Genomic DNA, 17,511 nt, shown 5'->3' with positions numbered 1-17,511 from the left:
AATGCGCGCGCGGCTGAACGCGATCGCCGGCTGGATCATCCGGCACCGCTCCCGACTGCCCCGCTGGGTCAACCGCGCCCTCGACTCGGCGGCGCGCGACCCGGACGGCCTGATCGGTCGGCTGGCGCATCGCGCGCTCGGCGGCGGCGACGCCCCGGTGGCCGACGTGCCGGATGCCGGGGTGCGGGTCTTCATCGGCCCGACGAACTACTCGGGCCAGGGGTATCGCTGGGCGCGCGCCCTGGAGCAGGCGGACCCGGAGATCGCCGCCCGCAACATGGAGGAGGTCTTGCCCGGCGGGCTCTCCTTCCCCGCGGACGTCCCGGTCCCGATCTCCTCCACCTCGTCCACCGAGTGGCAGCAGTCGGAGTGGGAGGCCGTCAGCCGGTTCTCGCACGTGCTGATCGAGGCGGAGCGCCCGCTGTTCGGCCGCCTGTTCGACCGGCAGGTCCGCGCGGAGGTCGCGGCGCTGGAGGAGGCGGGGGTGTCCGTCGCGTACCTGTGCCACGGCACCGACATCCGCAGCCCCCGCGACCATGCGCTGCGCACCCCGTGGTCGCCGTACCCCGACGATCCGCGCACCGCCGTGCTGCAGGCCGATGCGGACGCCAACCTCGCACTGCTGACGGAGCTGCGTCGCCCGACGTTCGTGTCCACACCCGACCTGCTGCACGATGTTCCGTGGGCGACGTGGTGTCCCGTGGTCGTCGACACCGCGCGGTTCCGGGCGCGGCGCCCCGCCATGGACCGCGACCGGGTGCGGGTGATCCACTCCTCCACCTCCGTCGTGCAGAAGGGCAGTCACCTGATCGAGCCCGCCCTCGCCTCCCTCATCGCGAGCGGTGACATCGAGTACGAGCTCGTGACCGGCGTCGCCGCCGACCGGATGCCCGAGGTGCTGAGCGACGCCGACATCGTGCTCGACCAGTTCCGCGCCGGCTCCTACGGAGTCGCGGCCTGCGAGGCCATGGCGACGGGTCGCGTGGTGGTCGGACACGTGCTGCCCGACGTACGCCGCGCCATCGAGGCGGAGGTGGGACTGCCGCTGCCGATCGTCGAGGCCACGCCGGACACCCTCGGCGAGGTGGTCGCCGGACTGATCTCCGACCGTGAGGCAGCGGCCGCCGCGGCCGCGGCGGGGCCGGTGTTCGTCGAGGCCGTGCACTCCGGGCGCCGGAGCGCCGCGGTCCTGCTCGACGGCTGGATCCGCGCCTCAGGCTGACGCGACCGCCTCTCGCGTGCGGCGGCGCGCGTCCCGGTCGTCCTTCCAGCGGCGCATGCGCTTCTCCAGCGTGCGCTCGACGAACGTGTGGAGGGCCCATGCGGCCACCAGGTCGACCACGAACAGGGCGGCGAACCAGAGCAGGTTGCTCCACGACGCGGGCTGGTAGCCGAAGACGCGCAGCGCCACGTAGATGAACGTCGCGTGCACGAGGTAGAAGGCGAAGGACCACTCACCCAGCCGCACCTGCCACTTCGACGCGAACCACAGCCGTCCGCCGCGCAGTGCATGCACGGCGAGCGAGACGATCGCGATGCCGCACGCGACCGTGAACAGCTCGTTGAGCATGCCACTGATCGCCGGGGTCACGCTCCAGGTCGGGATGAACCGCCCGGAGGCGTAGTGCGCCAGAATCACCGCCACGGGAGCGGCGACGCCGATGAGCGGGTGGATGCGCGGTCGCCAGCCGGAGCGGATGGCCCACGCGAGCGCCATGCCCAGCACGAACTCCGGAAGCCGCTGCACGGGCACCGGGAGCGCGGCGAGTCCGAGGTCCGGGGCGAACAGGGCCACCGCGCGGTACACGAACGCGTAGGCGACGACACCGACCGCCAGCAGCAGCGCCCCGCGCTTGGCCATCGGCACCAGGACCCGGGAGATCCACGGGTGCAGCGCATAGAAGAAGGCCTCGCAGGTGAGCGTCCACGCGGCCGGGTTGCCGGAGAAGAGGATGGCGGGGTTGGACCACCAGGCCTGGATCACGACGACCGACAGCAGGAGGATGCCGAGGTCGAACGGCTTCAGAAAGCTCCCCTCCGGAACCGGCGCCAACGTGTAGAACACGGGGATCGCGATCAGGAGCGCCACCATGTGCGATGGCCAGATGCGTGCGAAGCGACGCCAGTAGAACGTCGAGGTGGGCACGTTCGGCCGCGCCGACCACGTGAGCACGAAACCGGAGAGCACGAAGAAGAACGTCACGCCGAGATAGCCGTTCAGCAGCACCGACTGCACCGAACCCGGCAGAGGTGCGAACACATTCATGTGGTACAGGAAGACCGCGAACGCTGCCCACCAGCGCAGCCCGGTGAGCGAGTCCAGCCGCTGCGTGGGCTGAGCGAGGGTGGAGGCGGAGTGCACGCGACGAGACTCTCTGATCGAGGACAGGGCTCCGGAAAGGATACAGTGCCGACCCCCGCGCCCCGTCCGTCCGCAACGCCCGCGATAGGATCGACGACATGCCGTCGCCCGACGTGGACGTGGTCATCCCCGTGCACACGCCCGCTCGTCCCATCCGCCGCGCGGTCTCCTCCGTGCTCGACACGACCGCCGCCGTGCGGGTCACCGTGGTCGCGCACAACACCGATCCCGAGGCGATCTCCGCCAACCTCGGCGACCTGGGCACGCGGCCCGAGGTGCGCGTCGTGTCCCTGCAGGACGGCATCCCCTCCCCCGCCGGGCCGATGAACCACGGCATCGCGCTGGCCGAGGCGCCGTACTTCTCGGTCATGGGCTCGGACGACGAGCTGGAGCCGGGGGCACTCGACTCCTGGCTCGCCGTCGCCCGCTCGACCGGCGCGACCACCGTCATCCCGCGCGTGCGCGTGGACGAGGCGGCAGAGCCGACACCGCCGCGACGTCGCGGACGGGTGCGGGAGCTCGACGTCGACAAGGACCGCCTCAGCTACCGCTGCATGCCGCTCGGCCTCATCGACCGGACGCGCTTCCCCGACCTGCGCTTCACCCCGGGCCTCGAGTCCGGCGAGGACCTCGAGTTCACCGCGGAGCTGTGGTTCACCGGCGCGCACATCGCCTACGACCGTACGGGCCCGGCGTACGTCGGCCACGACGATGCGGTCGACCGTGTGACCCGCACCGTCCGACCCCTGTCGGCCGACTTCGCGTTTCTCGACATCGTCGCCGCCAAGCCCTGGTACCGGGCTGCCTCGCGCTCGGCGCGCCGGGGGTTCGGCGTGAAGAACCTCCGCGTGCACCTCATGGATGCCGTCGCCGCCCGGCTGGACGCCCCGGGCGGGATCGCCGCCTACCGCGCCGAGCTGCTCGACACCGCCGCGGCGATCGAGCGGATGTCCCCCGGCGCAACCGCGCTGCTGTGCCGCGCGGACCGGAAGGTGCTCCGTGAGCTCGAAACGAGCGCGCCGTCGGCCGACCGGATCCGCGCCCTCCTCTCGGCCCGCTGGGGCGGCGGGCTCGATGCGCGGCTCACGGCGAACCCGTTCCTCGCCCTGCACCGGCACGCCCCGTACCGGACCCTGCGCGACATGATGGCGTAGGCCTCCGCGGTAGCATCGATCCGGTATGGAATCCCCACTTGTCGACGTCACGATCGCCGTCCACTCCGCCACCCGGCCCATCGCGCGCGCCGTCGCCTCCGTCATCGAAGGCACGACCGCTCCGGTGCGCGTGAACGTGGTGGCACACAACATCGACCAGGAGATCATCCGCACGAACCTCGGCACCTGGGCGGAACACCCGGCCGTCCGGCTGCTCTCCCTCCGCGACGGCATCCCGTCGCCCGCCGGCCCGATGAACCTCGGGATGGCGGCGGCGACGGCACGCTTCCACACCCTGCTCGGCTCCGACGACGAGTTCGCCCCTGGCGCGATCGACTCGTGGCTGGCGCTGCAGCGCGCGACGGATGCCGACGTCGTGATCGGTCGCATCCGCCTGGTGACCGGAGGCCCCGACCCGTACCCGCCCGTGCGCCGCGGACGCCGCACGACCGGCCTGAGCGCCGACCGCGACCGCCTGCACTACCGCAGCGCGCCCCTCGGCCTCATCGACCGCGAGCGCTTCGGCGACCTGCGCTTCACCGAGGGCCTCACGTCCGGCGAGGACCTGCCGTACACCTCTGAGCTGTGGATCACGGCGACGAGCATCGCCTACGACCTCTACGGCCCCCCGTACGTGGGCCACGACGACGCGGACGACCGCGTCACCTCCGCTCCGCGCGACGTGGCGGCCGACTTCGCGTTCCTCCGCGTGATCGAGGAGGCGGACTGGTTCGCGGCCGCCTCGACCGCCGACCGCCGCGCCCTGGCCGTCAAGCTGCTCCGCATCCACTTCTTCGACGCCGTGGCCGCGCGCCTGGAGACCCCGGGCATCGCCGCGGTCGCCGCCGAGCTCCTCGCCGTGGTCGACCGCGTCAGCGCCTGGGCCCCGGGAGTGCTGTCGGTGCTGTCGATCGCCGACCGCCGGGTCATGGACGAGCTGCGCCGCGGGGCGCCCGATCCCGAGCGCACCCGCGCCCTGCTCGGTCGTCGGTGGATCTATCTCTCCCCCGCCGCTCAGCTCCCCCGGAACCCATTCCTGGCGCTGCACCGGCACGCCCCCTTCCGCACGCTCGCCGCGGGCGCCCGATCGCAGCGGGTGGGGCAGCTGTGACCGCGTCGCCCCTGGTCGACGTCACGATCGCCGTCCACTCCGCCACCCGACCGATCCGTCGTGCGGTGGCCTCGGTGCTCGACGCCACCGCCGCTCCGGTGCGCGTGCTGGTGGTCGCGCACAACATCGATCCCGCCGTGATCCGCGGCAACCTCGGCGAGTACGCGGAGGACGAGCGCGTGGTCCTGCTCGAGCTGCAGGACGGCATCCGCTCGCCGGCCGGACCGATGAACCTCGGCTTCGCGTCGTCCACCGCCCCGTTCATCGCGCTGCTCGGCTCCGACGACGAGTTCGCGCCCGGCGCGCTGGACTCCTGGCTGCGCATCCAGCGCGAGACCGGGGCGAGCGCGGTGATCCCGAAGATCACGCTCGTCGGGCGCCACAACAACCCGCTTCCTCCCGTGCGGAACGGACGTCGATCGCGGCGGCTCGACGCCGCGAAGGACCGCCTCTCCTACCGCAGCGCGCCGCTCGGCCTCATCGACCGCGAACGGTTCGGCCATCTGCGCTTCACCGAGGGCCTGTCGTCCGGAGAGGACATCGCCCTGACCGGAGAGCTGTGGTTCCGCGGGCGCGACCTCGCCGTCGACATCGACGGTCCCGCGTACGTCGGGCACGAGGACGAGGGCGACCGCGTCACGTTCACGGCACGCCCGGTGCGCGAGGACTTCGCCTTCCTCGACGGCCTCGAAGCCGCGCCCTGGTTCCGCGCCCTCGGCCGCCGCGCCCGCACCGCAGCGGTCGTCAAGCTGCTGCGCATCCAGTTCCTCAGCGCGATCGGCGTCCGTGCGACGACGACGCCGGAGCTGGTCACGCACCAGGCCGAGCTGCGGGAGACCCTGGACCGACTCGTGGCCCTGGCCCCCGGGGCCCTGCGGCTGCTGTCGCGGGTCGACCATCGCATCATCGACGAGACCTTCTCGGCGGCGCCCGACGTGGAGCGGATCCGCATCCTCGCGAACGACCGCTGGAACCAGCGGTCACTGGGGGCGCTGCTCACGCCCAACCCGCTGTTCTCCCTGCACCCGCAGGCGATGGCGCGGCTGTTCTACGCCGCGAACCGCACCGACCGGATCGTCTGACCGACCCGGTCGGGCGGCGGAGTCACGCCCGGCGCTCGAGCTCTCCGGAGAGTCCGGCCAGCAGCACCTGCTCGGCGAACGCCGGCAGCGAGGAGGCGACCTCCACGAAGGTGCCCTGCGCGGCGATCACGCCCTCGTCCATGTAGCAGATCCGGTCGTAGTCCTTGATGGTCGACAGGCGGTGCGCCACCGAGATCAGCGTGACCTCGCCCTGCAGCGACCGGATCGCCTTGGTGACCTCGTCCTCGGTCTTCGTGTCGAGAGAGCTCGTGGCCTCGTCGAGCACCAGCACCAGCGGATCGGTGTACAGCGCGCGGGCGATGCCCAGACGCTGCTGCTGACCGCCGGACAGGGACACGCCCCGCTCGCCGATGCGCTCGTCGATGCCGTTCGCCCGCGACGCGACGAGCGAGCTGAGCTGCGCGCGTTCCAGGGCGTACTCCACGCGGTCCCGGTCGATCTCATCCGTCCAGGTCAGGGCGACGTTCTGCGCGATCGAGGCGTCGAACAGCGCCACCCGCTGCGGCACGTAGCCGACGCGCCCGCGCCACTGACGGAGCACGCTCGAGAGCGGGTGCCCGTCGATCTCGATGTCGCCGGTCGTGGCCTGGCTGAGGCCGAGGAGCAGGTCGATCAGCGTCGACTTGCCGGCTCCGGACGGCCCGACGATGCCCAGCGAGCTGCCGAGGGGGATGTCGAGCGAGAGCCCGCGGATGACGTCCTCGTCGGCTCCCGGGTACCGGAAGTGCACGTCCGACAGGCTGAGCAGCCGAGGGTTCTCCGCCAGCTCCGCGGTGTCGGCGGGCGTCTGCGACACCTCCATGTCCTTCTCCGCGGCGGTGAGGTCACCGATGACGTCCTGTGCCGAGGGGATGCTCGCGACACCCTGCACGATGCCGCCCTGGATGCCGCTGATCGCCGGGATCAGGCGGAAGCCGGTCGCGGTGAACAGTGCGACGGACGACAACGCGGCCGCCAGACCGCCCTGCCAGTAGGAGACGCCGCCGATGATCACGACGCCGCCGATGAGGGCGGACTCGAACGCGAACGACGGGACGACACCGAGGAACGACGCGTTCGCCCTGGCGCGGACCGAGTGGTGGCGGCTGTCCGTCACCAGCTGTGCGACGTCGGCGAGCCGGTTGCGGAGGCTGAGCTCCTTCAGCGCTTCCATCATCTCGGTCATCAGGATCGCGACGCGGTAGCTGTAGTTGCGGTTGACGGTGGCGGCCTCCAGCGAGCGCTTCGTCACCACCTGGTGCACGATGAGCGCGACGAGGATCAGGTACACCATGGCGATGAGCGCGGTGATCGGGTCGACCACCAGCAGCACGACGATGATCAGCACGAACGTGAAGATCGAACTGGGGACGCGCATGAGCGGAAGGAGGAAGCCCGACATCGTGTTCGCGATGCCGCCGTCCGCGATGCGCGTGATCTCGGCGACCGTGCGCTTCGAGCGCTCCTCCCAGCTGGAGTTGATGTACGCCTTGAACATCCGGTCGCCGATCTCGAGCTCGTAGCGCGCGAACCGGCGCGTGGCGAACCAGTGCAGCGTGACCGAGAGCACCGACTTCAGGATGATGAGCGCGCAGGCGCCGAGCACCAGAAGCGGCGTCATGTCGGGTGAGACCTCGCCGATCAGCGGGAGCCGCAGCGCCCCACCGGTGAGTGCCGGGCCGATGATCACGGCCAGCAGCGACATCGCCACCACGTCGAGTGCGGTGATGAGCGTCGTGGCGATCATGTACCCGACGAAGTACCGCTGCGCGCCGGTCGGCAGCAGCGGGAGGAGATCCTTGAGGACCGGCCAGATGCGTTTCATGTTCTCGCGTTCAGAGGGCGACGGATGCGCCGTTGGCGGCGGAGGAGAGAGCGCCCTCGACGACCTCGAGCGTGCGCAGGCCCTGCTCCATCGTGACGACGTCGTTCGGCTTGCCGAGGACGGCGTCGCGGAAGGCTTCGTGCTCGACCCGCAGCGGCTCGCGCTTGGCGAAGGAGAACCGGGTGATGTCGCCCTCGGACACGCCGCGGAACGCGAGCATCGACTCCCACTCGAGCGGGATGGTGCCGTTGGCGTAGAACGTCAGGTCGCCGGTCGCGGTGTCGGCGATGAAGGTGCCGCGGTCGCCGGTGACGACCGTGATGCGCTCCTTCATGGGCGAGAGCCAGTTGACGAGGTGGTTGACGATCACGCCGTTGGCCAGCCGGCCGGTGACCGTGATCATGTCCTCGTAGTCGCGTCCGCTCTTGTGCGCGGTCTGCGCGAACACCGTGGTGTACTCGCTCTGCGCGACCCAGCTCGTGAGGTCGATGTCGTGGGACGCGAGGTCCTTCGCCACGCCCACGTCGGCGATGCGGGCGGGGAACGTGCTCTGGCGGCGGGTCGCGATCTGGTACACGTCACCGAGCTCCCCCGCCTCCAGGCGGCGTCGCATCTCCTGCAGCGCGGGGTTGAAGCGCTCGACGTGGCCGACGGCTCCGACCAGGCCCCGGGCGGCGAAGGCGTCCGTCATCCGGCGCCCCGCCTCGAGCGAGTGCGCGATCGGCTTCTCGACGAGGGTGTGCACCCCGGCGTCGGCCAGCTTGAGCGCCGCGTCCTCGTGGAACGCGGTCGGCACGGCGACCACGGCGATGTCGATACCGGCGGCGATGAGCGCCTCGATGTCGGGGAGGATCTCGAGCTCGCCCGCGACCTTGTGCGGGTCACCGCCCGGGTCGGCGATCGCGACCAGGTCGATGCCCTCCACGTCACGCAGCACGCGGGCGTGGTTGCGGCCCATCATCCCGACGCCGAGCAGTCCGGCGCGCAGATTCGCCGCCATCAGGCGCCTGCCCCCGCGACGGCGTTCACCGCGGTGACGATGCGCTCGAGGTCGTCCTGACTGAGCGACGGGTGCACCGGCAGCGAGGCGACCTCGCGGGCGGCACGCTCGGTCTCGGGGAGGTCGAGGCCCGGGGCGAAGCGCGTGAGCGAGGGCAGCCGGTGGTTCGGGATCGGGTAGTACACGCCGGCGCCGACGTTGTGCTCGTTCTTGAGCGCCGCCACGAAGCCGTCGCGGTCCTCCGGCACCCGGACCGTGTACTGGTGGTACACGTGCACGGCACCGTCGGCGACCGGGGGCACGACCACGCCGCGCAGGTTCGCGTCCAGGAAGGCCGCGTTCTGCTGACGGGTCTTCGTCCAGGCGTCGACCTTGTGCAGCTGCACCCGGCCGATCGCGGCGTGGATGTCGGTCATGCGGGCGTTGAAGCCGATGATCTCGTTCTCGTACTGCCGCTCCATGCCCTGGTTGCGCAGGAGCTTGACCTGACGGGCGATCTCGTCCGTGGCCGTGGTGACCATGCCGCCTTCGCCGCTGGTCATGTTCTTGGTCGGGTAGAGGCTGAACATCGCGAAGTCGCCGAACGAGCCGACCGGGCGGCCGTCGAGCGAGGCGCCGTGCGCCTGCGCGGCGTCCTCGTACAGGGCCACGCCGCGCTCGGCGGCCAGGGCCTCCAGCTCGCGCATGCGGGCGGGGTGACCGTACAGGTGCACCGGGAGGATGCCCTTGGTCTTGGGCGTGATTGCGGCCGCGACGGCTTCGGGGTCGAGCGTGAAGGTCTCCGGCTCGATGTCGACGAACACCGGGGTGCCGCCGGTGAGGGCCACGGAGTTGCCCGTCGCCGCGAACGTGAACGACGGCACGATGACCTCGTCGCCGGGGCCGACGCCCGCGGCGAGCAGACCCAGGTGCAGACCGGCGGTGCCGGAGTTCACGGCCACGGAGGGCCGCCCCGGCACGAAGTGCGCCGAGAACTCCTGCTCGAACGCGGCGACCTCGGGGCCCTGCGCGACCATGCCGCTGCGCAGCACCCGATCGACGGCCTCGCGCTCTTCGTCGCCGATGATCGGCTTGGCGGGGGGAATGAACTCGCTCACACGGTCTCCTTGGTCAGTGTTCCGTCTGTCTCGGTGTAGCGTCCGCCGGTCGCGGGGCACACCCAGGTCTTGTCGTCGTCGGCGCGCGTGAGGGGAACGCCCGCTTCGCCCACCCAGCCGATGCGGCGGGCCGGCACCCCGGCCACGAGCGCGTAGGAGGGGACGTCCTTCACCACGACGGCCCCGGCCGCCACCGTCGCCCAGGCGCCGATGGTCACGGGCGCGACGCAGGTCGCCCTGGCACCGATCGAGGCGCCACGCTCGATCGTGACGCCGACGGGCTCCCAGTCGTGCGCGCTCTTCTGCGTGCCGTCGGCGTTGATCGCCCGCGGGTACGTGTCGTTCGTGAGCACGACGGCCGGTCCGATGAACACGCCGTCGCCGAGTCGAGCGGGCTCGTACACGAGCGCGTAGTTCTGCACCTTGCAGTTGTCGCCCATGACGACACCGGTGCCGATGTAGGCGCCGCGGCCGACGATGCAGTTCTCGCCGAGCTGCGCGTCTTCCCTCACCTGGGCCAGATGCCAGATCGAGCTCCCTGCTCCGATCTTCGCCTCGGGGGACACATCGGCCGAATCGACGATCCGGACGTCGGTCGGTGAGGGCATGCGGGATTCTCCTCGCGGCTCGGGAAGGGGACTCGGTCATCCTATCTGCTCGCACAGGCGTTTCCTGAGAGGATAGGGGTGTGACCAACCCAGCCACTCCCGACCCGCATACCTGGGTTGTCGTACCGCTGTACAACGAAGCAAGCGTCATCGCCGGCGTCATCGCGGGGGTCCTCCCCCACTTCCCGAACATCGTGTGCATCGACGACGGCTCCACCGACGGCTCCCTGGAGGTGGCACGACGCGCCGGAGCCCACATCGTCGAGCACCCGATCAACCTCGGTCAGGGTGCGGCCCTGCAGACGGGCATCGAGTACGCCCTGTCCCAGCCGGGCTGCGAGTACATCGTGACCTTCGATGCCGACGGCCAGCACCGCATCGACGACGCGGTGGCGATGGTCGCCGCGGCGCGTGCCAGCGGCGCGGCGATCGTGTTCGGCTCGCGCTTCCTCGACGACCGGACGAACCCGGGCTGGATGAAGCGCGTGATCCTGAAGACCGCGGTGTGGGTGACCAACATGACCACGAGCGTCAAGCTCACCGACGCGCACAACGGCCTTCGCGTCATCCGCGCCGACGCCGCCGCGCGCCTGCAGCTCAAGCAGGACCGGATGGCGCACGCCACCGAGATCGTGCTGCAGCTCGGCGACACGGGGCTGCCGTGGATCGAGCACCCGGTCGAGCTCCTCTACACCGACTACTCCAAATCGAAGGGCCAATCGGTGCTCAACTCCGTCAACATCCTCGTCGACCTGATCGTGCGGTGAACGCCATGTGGATCCAGATCCTTCTCATCGCGGCCGTCATCGCCATCGGCGCCGTGTTCATGCGCCGGACCGGTGCGGACAGCCACCTGGCGATCCGCCGTCTCCTGTACGGCGGCTTCGTGCTCGTGGCGATCGTGTCGATCCTGTTCCCCCAGTGGCTCACCTGGGTCGCGAACCTCGTGGGCGTCGGGCGCGGCACCGACCTGCTGCTGTACGCGCTGGTGGTCATCTTCATGGTCTTCGTCTACACGCAGTCGAGGAAGAACGCCGCGCAGCAGCGCAGCCTCACCCTGCTCGCGCGCAAGCTCGCGCTCCTGCAGGCGTCGCAGGACCCGCAGGACGGCGCGCGTCGTGCCGCCCCGGACGACGGCCAGCCCGAGGATTAGCCGCAGGCGGTGATCCGCCAGAGGCTCGCGTCACCCTCCGAGGCGACCTCCTCGAATCCCGGCCGGTCCTCGAAGTCGGTCATGCCGGGCATGAGGTACTCGCCGGGACCGGTGCCGCCGATGCCGAAGTCGAGCACGTACTCCGGGTCGCCGTAGGCGGCGAGGGCCTCGCACACCGCGGGGTCCTCCGCAGCGTCACGCAGGTGCGCGGCGATCACGTCCCACGCGGCGGACTGCGGCGGCGCCCACGTGCGGGGGACGATGTCGCGCTCCCCGAGCACGTAGGCGAAGCCGGCTCCCGTGGAGGGGTTCGCGATGATCAGCGAATCCCGCGACACGAGGTCGGGAAGCTCGGTGAGCAGGCGGTACTCGTCGTCGGAGAGGTAGCTGTCGGCGTTCATCGCGTAGCGGGACTGCTCGTCCGTCTCGTCCGCGACGCGCAGTAGCACCACCGGGGAGAGCGCGACGTTGACGATCCCGACCACGGCGACGACCGCCAGCGAGACCAGCGCGACCGCGTCGCGACGCGCTCCCGTGAGCCTCGGGATCGCGGCGGACACCATCCGCACGATCATGGCGAGGCCGAAGGCGGCGAGGGGGACGACGACGATCGGCACCATCGCCGCGAGCCGGAAGGAGTCGCCGTACCAGGGACCGGTGAGGGCCCTCTTGATGAAGGGAAGGTCGGTGCCGACGCTCACGATGTAGAGCAGCGAGAACCCGGCCCATCCCACCGCCAGCCACCGCAGTCGCCGGTCGCGCACGGCGGCGATCAATCCGGCCAGCAGCAGCACGCTCATCCCCCACGCCGCGGGCAGCAGCGAGTGGCTGTTCACCAGCACGTCGGCGATCGCGCCGAACACGCCGCGGTACGACCGCCACAGCACCGGTCCGGCGAGGTAGGCCAGGACGAGCCACACGACGCCCACCGCGGCCCAGCCGACCACGATCACGCTCCACCGCAGCACAGGGCGCGCGCCGGGGCGGCGGATGCCGAGCAGCAGGCTCCCGGAGAACCACAGCATCACCAGCGCACCCCACGTGAGCACGGACGACGGCTGCGACAGCGTGGCCGCCGTCACCGCCAGGAGCGCGGCGACGCCCGGACCCGCAGCGGCCAGAAGGCGTTCACCGCGCCGTGCGCCCCGCCACGTCCGCACCGCGACGATCGTGAGGGCGACCGCGGCGGGGACGACGGCGAGCGAGAGGGCGTAGGGGTACAGGACACCCCACTCGAACATGAGCTGCGGGAACGCCATCAGGCCCGCCGACAACCCGGCCGCCAGCGCCGTGACCAGTGCATCCCCGCGGCTGACGACGTGGGCGAGCAGCGACACGCTCAGCGGCCACACCACCGCGGCGATCACCAGCGCGACGATGTTGGCCGCGACCGGGATCGAGCCGATGTCCAGAGCCACCAGGGAGGTCATGGCGTGCCAGGCCGCGGGATAGAAGGTGGATCCGCCCAGCAGGCCGGAGAGGTCGAGCGACGAGACCGTGCCGGACTCGGCGGCCCAGCGCAGCGCGTTCAGGTGGAAGACGGCGTCGTTCGTCTGGGAGATCGCGGTCGGGGTGCCGACGTACGCCATCAATCGCGCCGCGTTGAGGCCGCCGCCGACGATGAGGCCGACGGCCAGGAGCGCGAGGTGCCGGGGCTGCCGCCGTGGCACGTCGGCCACGCTGCGACCGCGACGAAGCAGCAGCGACACCGCGAACACCACCGCCACGACGACCGCGACCGCGATGCCGACAGAAGCGAGACCCCAGTGCACCCCGAGGAACGGGAAGACGATGGCCAGCACCGCGAGCGTGCCGACCGAGAGGCTCGGGGCCGACGCCCAGAGCGTCAACCCGCGCAGACGGAGAGCGGCGCCCAGCAGAAGACCGGGGACGAAGAAGACGAGGAGCGTCAGGGCGATCAGCCCCGACTGCGCGACCCAGTCGCCGATCATTCGTCGACCAACGCGATCGCGCCCTCGATCTCGCCGTCGTACACGACCTCGCCCTTGTTGATCACCACGCCTCGGGTGCAGAGCTCACGCACCATCTCCATGTCGTGGCTCACGACGACGAGGGTCTTCTTCTGCGCGATCAGCTCGCCGAACTTCTGCCGGCACTTCTCCCGGAAGGGCGCGTCGCCGACCGACAGGATCTCGTCGACGAGCAGCACGTCCAGCTCGACGTGGATCGCCACGGAGAACGCGAGCCGCATGAACATGCCGGAGGAGTAGTGCTTGACCTCCTGGTCGATGAACTGCTCGATCTCGCTGAACGCGACGATCTCGTCGTAGCGCTCCTCGATCTCCTTGCGCTGCATGCCCAGGATCGCCGCGTTGAGGAACACGTTCTCGCGCCCGGACAGCTCGGGGTGGAAGCCGGCACCGACCTCGATGAGACCCGCGACCCTGCCGCGCGTGAGCACCTCGCCCGCGTCGGGTTCCATGACCCCCGAGATGAGCTTGAGGAGAGTGGACTTGCCCGAGCCGTTGAGCCCGAGGATCGCGACCGACTCCCCCTCGTTGATGACGAGGTCGAGCCCCTTGAGCGCCTCGAAGGTACTGGAGGTCTTGCGACGTCGGATCCAGGCGACCACGGTGTCCTTGAGCGACAGCGCGTGGTTCAGCGTGAAGTTCTTCCGCACACCGTCGACGACGATGCTCGGGCGGGGGGCGATGGCGGTACTCATAGGTCCTGCGCGAACCTTCCCTCGAGTCGGCGGAAGACGAGCTGCCCGATCAGCAGCGTGCCCAGGGCGATCAGGAACGTCCACAGCGTGTTCCAGCCGAGGCCGGGCGGCAGCGGCATGGTCGTCTCGGTGACCGGACGCCAGAAGGCGTAGTGGAACAGCTCGACGCCCTGCGTGATCGGGTTCAGCATGTAGAGCTCGAGGATCCAGTCCGGCCAGCCGAGCGTGCGGACGGCCTCCTGCACCATCGTCCACGCGTAGAGCACGGGCGAGGCCCAGGTCGCGAGCAGGAGCAGCAGTTCGACGATGTTCTCCGCGTCACGGAACCGCACGTTGATCGCGCCGAAGAACAGGCCGAGCCCCAGCGCGAACAGCGTGACGATGACGATGCCCGCCAGCGCGGCGAGCACCGAGAGCACGGTGATCCCGGGGATCCAGCCGAGGAAGAGGCACACGATCAGCAGCAGGGCCAGCTGCGGGAGGAAGTGGATGAACGCCACCAGCACGGCGGAGACGGCGAAGAGCTGCCGCGGCAGGAACACCTTCCGCACGAGCGGGGCGTTGTTCACGATCGACGTCGTCGCGTTCTTGAACGCCTCGGAGAAGAGGTTGATGACGACGATGCCCGAGAACAGGTAGACGGGGTAGCTCTCGATGTTCCTGTTCAGGCTGAGGAACAATCCGAGGACCACCCAGAACACCAGGAACTGCGCCCCGGGTCGCACGTACGACCAGGTCCAGCCGAGCACCGAGTTGCGGTAGCGGGTGGTGACGCCGGTCCGCACGAGCAGATACAGCAGATACCGCCAGCGCACCACATCGATCAGACCGCGACTCGTGCCGGGGGTGTCGAAGGAGGAACGCGGGACGACGGCGAAAAGATCTCGGGTATCTGTCACGGCCCCACTCATTCAGCTGCGGCGGCGGTCGCCGCGGCGCACTCCAGTATCCTATGGCACCCGTCCGGACGCCTTCACGGCACGCGCTCAGCCGAGGGCGGTGAGCGTGTTCCAGCCGTTCCCGATCACGCCGCTCGCGCCCCAGCCGCCACGGCCGTCACCGCGGAACAGGTAGAGGTTGCCGTTCGTGTGCCGCCCGAGGAGGTCGGAGGTGCCGTCGCCGTCGAAGTCGCCGGGGCTGAACAGGGCGTTGAAGCCGCCCCACCCGACACCGATCTGACGCGGCGTGCCCCAGCCGCCCGTGCCGTTGGTCGGGTACACCCACAGGCGCGCGTCGGTCGTGCGCATGATGAGGTCCGCCCGACCGTCGCCGTCGAAGTCGCCGCCGTTGACGGCCATGTCGAAGCCGCCCCAGCCGTAGCCGATCTGGATGGCCTGGCTCGCCCAGCCGCCCCTGCCGTCACCGCGGTAGTACACGAGGTGGCCGGCGGAGTTGCGCGCGATCATGTCGGTGTTGCGGTCGCCGTCGAAGTCGATGCCGCCCACGAGGAGCGTGTGGTTCTGCCAGCCGTTGCCGATCACGACGGGCTGCCCGTAGCCGCCCGCGACGCCGGGGATCAGCCAGAGCCGTCCGTCGGGAGTCACCCGGCCGAGGTCGCGGTACCCGTCGCCGTTGAAGTCGCCCATGGGGATCAGTCGGTCGCCCGCCGTCCACCCCGAGCCGATCTGCTGGGAGCCGCGCCAGGCACCGGCGCCGTTCCCGCGGTAGAGGTTGAGGTTCCCCTGTGCCGTGAGCCCGAGCACGTCGGGTCCGCCGTCACGGTCGACGTCGCCCACGCCCGATGGCATGGCCCGCGGCTTGGTGACGAGGTCGCCCGAACCGGTCAGCGCCGACAGGATCTGCCAGCCGTTGCCGATCTTGCCGCTCGACGTGATCGCTCCCCGTCCGTCGCCGGGGTACATGTAGAGGTCGCCGTTCGCGGTGCGCGCCGCCACGTCGTTGACGCCGTCGCCCGTGAAGTCGCCCGGCACGAAGATCGCGGTCATGCCGCCCCAGCCCTGCCCGAGCTGACGGGAGCCGGTCCAGCCGCCGCCGCCGTCTCCGTAGTAGGCGAACAGTCGACCGGCGGCGTCCCTGCCGATGAGGTCGGGGTTGCCGTCGCCGTTGAGGTCGATGTTGCCGACGAGCATGTTCATGCCTGCCCACCCCCAGCCGACGCGGATCGCAGGCAGGAGGCCGCCCTTGTCGTTGCCGCGCCACAGCATGAGGTCGCCGTTCTTGGCGGTGGTGAGCACGTCGGGGATGCCGTCGCCGTCGAGGTCGCCCGCGGCGGTGGAGAGCACCACGCCGCTCCAGTCCAGGTTCAGCGACTGCGGTGCCGAGAAGCTGGCGCCGCTGCCGCGCATCACCGAGACGCCGTTGCCCTGGCGGATGATGAGGTCGCGCGTGCCGCTGCCGTCGAGATCGCCGACCACCATGGCCGCGCTGACCCCGGTCAGGCCGCTCGCGAGCTGCTTGCGGTTGCCCCACACGTTCTTCGCGAACGGGTATCCCCACAGCACGCCGGCACTGTCGACGCCGACCATGTACGACGAGGAGCTGACCGAGGCGAGCGAGGGCACCTGGGGCGCCTGGGTGGAGCCGAACCAGTCGGTGAAGTAGTTGTAGAAGTTGCGGTTGCCGTAGGCCGAGCAGGTGTCGCCGTCGCCGTATCCGGCGCGCAGCGCCGCGGCGTTCGGCTGGTACGGCGTGTAGTAGTAGAGGGCCGAGGTCGCCTTGTTGGCGATGTACACCGGCGAGGAGCCGCACGCGCGGTTCGGGTTGAAGAGGATGTTCCAGGTGCGGCCGGGCGCGTAGTACTGGAACCACTTGCCCTCCATGTAGATCTGCATCTGGCGGGCGGCGCCGTAGATCTGGTGGAAGAAGCCGACGTACTGCGGGTCGCAGGGCGCGTCGTCCGGGCAGCCCTGTCCGAGCGCGATGTCGTAGCGCCAGGCGCTGGGCCACGTGTGGTTGACCAGGCTCTGCTCCTTCTGGAGCATCACGATGAGCACCTGCGGGTTGATCCCGCACGACTGCGCTGCACGGTAGATGATGCGCGCGGCACTCTCGTTCGCGGCGCCGGTGTATCCGTCGCAGTACTGGTCGGCGGCCCGAGTGACCGTGGTCATCTTGAAGTCCTTGATGCACACGATGGGACGACCGTCCTCGTCGGTGCCGCCGAGGCACCGCGAGACGCGCGCGTTGAAGAAGGCCTGGATCTGCGCCTCCGTCATCGTGTCCTTGTTGGTGAAGACGGCGTCGCTGATGATGTTGCCGGGCGTGAAGCCGGCGAGCGTGCTCTTCGCGATCCCCGACGCCGCGGGGGCGCCGACCGCGCGGGCGACGGGCGCGGAAGCGGAAGCGGCGGCCGTCGCGGCGGTGGCCGGCACGACGGTGCCGACGAGGAGGGCGGAGACGGCGAGGAAACAGGTGAGGAGTCGGGAGGTCCTCAGGGTGTTTCGCGAGCGTGGGGCACGTCGAGACATGTGAC

Annotated in this window: 15 protein-coding genes; 6 read left to right on the top strand and 9 right to left on the bottom strand. The window is 70.4% G+C overall.

Features of this window, described 5'->3' with window-relative positions:
* Window position 1: 1 nt before the first annotated feature.
* Window positions 2-1,222, top strand: a complete 1,221-nt coding sequence (locus tag KZC56_RS11460) for a glycosyltransferase family protein (protein ID WP_247638596.1) — start codon at window positions 2-4, stop codon at window positions 1,220-1,222.
* Here the strand turns inward: KZC56_RS11460 and KZC56_RS11455 are convergent.
* Window positions 1,214-2,362 (bottom strand): acyltransferase family protein, encoded by a 1,149-nt coding sequence (locus KZC56_RS11455; RefSeq protein ID WP_247638595.1) that lies wholly within the window; start codon window positions 2,360-2,362, stop codon window positions 1,214-1,216. The genes KZC56_RS11460 and KZC56_RS11455 overlap by 9 nt on opposite strands.
* Before the next feature lie 98 nt (window positions 2,363-2,460).
* Between KZC56_RS11455 and KZC56_RS11450 the strand changes: the two genes are divergently transcribed.
* The 3 genes from KZC56_RS11450 to KZC56_RS11440 are packed head-to-tail and all read left to right on the top strand — an operon-like array spanning window position 2,461 to window position 5,709.
* Window positions 2,461-3,516, top strand: a complete 1,056-nt coding sequence (locus KZC56_RS11450) for a glycosyltransferase (protein WP_247638594.1) — start codon at window positions 2,461-2,463, stop codon at window positions 3,514-3,516.
* A 25-nt stretch (window positions 3,517-3,541) separates the two neighbouring features.
* Entirely contained in the window at window positions 3,542-4,627 is a 1,086-nt protein-coding gene (locus tag KZC56_RS11445; RefSeq protein WP_241115033.1) for a glycosyltransferase, read from the top strand.
* Window positions 4,624-5,709 carry a glycosyltransferase gene (locus KZC56_RS11440; RefSeq protein WP_136036563.1) on the top strand — a complete coding sequence of 362 codons (1,086 nt, stop codon included), beginning with the start codon at window positions 4,624-4,626 and terminating at the stop codon, window positions 5,707-5,709. The genes KZC56_RS11445 and KZC56_RS11440 overlap by 4 nt, the downstream gene beginning before the upstream one ends.
* A gap of 22 nt (window positions 5,710-5,731) precedes the next feature.
* Here the strand turns inward: KZC56_RS11440 and KZC56_RS11435 are convergent, their stop codons facing one another.
* From KZC56_RS11435 to KZC56_RS11420, 4 genes are read right to left on the bottom strand one after another with little or no spacing between them, the layout of a single operon-like run.
* Complete coding sequence (locus KZC56_RS11435; RefSeq protein WP_136029914.1) at window positions 5,732-7,534, bottom strand: ABC transporter ATP-binding protein; 1,803 nt, start codon at window positions 7,532-7,534, stop codon at window positions 5,732-5,734.
* A gap of 10 nt (window positions 7,535-7,544) precedes the next feature.
* A complete protein-coding gene (locus KZC56_RS11430; RefSeq protein WP_136029915.1) occupies window positions 7,545-8,534 on the bottom strand; it encodes a Gfo/Idh/MocA family protein in 990 nt (329 codons plus the stop codon).
* Window positions 8,534-9,631, bottom strand: coding sequence for a DegT/DnrJ/EryC1/StrS family aminotransferase (locus KZC56_RS11425; protein ID WP_136029917.1), 1,098 nt, complete (start codon window positions 9,629-9,631; stop codon window positions 8,534-8,536). Before KZC56_RS11425 ends, KZC56_RS11430 begins: the two co-directional genes overlap by 1 nt.
* Window positions 9,628-10,239 (bottom strand): acyltransferase, encoded by a 612-nt coding sequence (locus KZC56_RS11420; RefSeq protein ID WP_136029919.1) that lies wholly within the window; start codon window positions 10,237-10,239, stop codon window positions 9,628-9,630. Before KZC56_RS11420 ends, KZC56_RS11425 begins: the two co-directional genes overlap by 4 nt.
* 80 nt (window positions 10,240-10,319) lie before the next feature.
* On the opposite strand from KZC56_RS11420, the gene KZC56_RS11415 reads away from it, so the two are divergent.
* Window positions 10,320-11,006: a glycosyltransferase family 2 protein gene (locus tag KZC56_RS11415; RefSeq protein ID WP_136029921.1), complete on the top strand. Its 687-nt coding sequence runs from the start codon at window positions 10,320-10,322 to the stop codon at window positions 11,004-11,006.
* Between the two features lie 5 nt (window positions 11,007-11,011).
* Window positions 11,012-11,392, top strand: coding sequence for a DUF2304 domain-containing protein (locus KZC56_RS11410; protein WP_136029923.1), 381 nt, complete (start codon window positions 11,012-11,014; stop codon window positions 11,390-11,392).
* Here KZC56_RS11410 and KZC56_RS11405 read toward each other — a convergent pair.
* From KZC56_RS11405 to KZC56_RS11390, 4 genes are all read right to left on the bottom strand, one after another.
* Window positions 11,389-13,344: a DUF6541 family protein gene (locus KZC56_RS11405; protein WP_247638593.1), complete on the bottom strand. Its 1,956-nt coding sequence runs from the start codon at window positions 13,342-13,344 to the stop codon at window positions 11,389-11,391. The genes KZC56_RS11410 and KZC56_RS11405 overlap by 4 nt on opposite strands.
* Window positions 13,341-14,078, bottom strand: a complete 738-nt coding sequence (locus tag KZC56_RS11400; protein ID WP_136029927.1) for an ABC transporter ATP-binding protein — start codon at window positions 14,076-14,078, stop codon at window positions 13,341-13,343. Before KZC56_RS11400 ends, KZC56_RS11405 begins: the two co-directional genes overlap by 4 nt.
* Entirely contained in the window at window positions 14,075-14,989 is a 915-nt protein-coding gene (locus KZC56_RS11395) for an ABC transporter permease (RefSeq protein WP_136029929.1), read from the bottom strand. Before KZC56_RS11395 ends, KZC56_RS11400 begins: the two co-directional genes overlap by 4 nt.
* 75 nt (window positions 14,990-15,064) lie before the next feature.
* Window positions 15,065-17,506 carry an FG-GAP repeat domain-containing protein gene (locus KZC56_RS11390; protein WP_136029931.1) on the bottom strand — a complete coding sequence of 814 codons (2,442 nt, stop codon included), beginning with the start codon at window positions 17,504-17,506 and terminating at the stop codon, window positions 15,065-15,067.
* Between the last annotated feature and the right edge of the window lie 5 nt (window positions 17,507-17,511).

It is taken from the genome of Microbacterium sufflavum (assembly GCF_023091155.1).
In the GTDB taxonomy this organism is placed as follows: Bacteria; Actinomycetota; Actinomycetes; order Actinomycetales; family Microbacteriaceae; genus Microbacterium; species Microbacterium sufflavum.
This window is presented reverse-complemented; position numbering and strand designations above follow the sequence as displayed.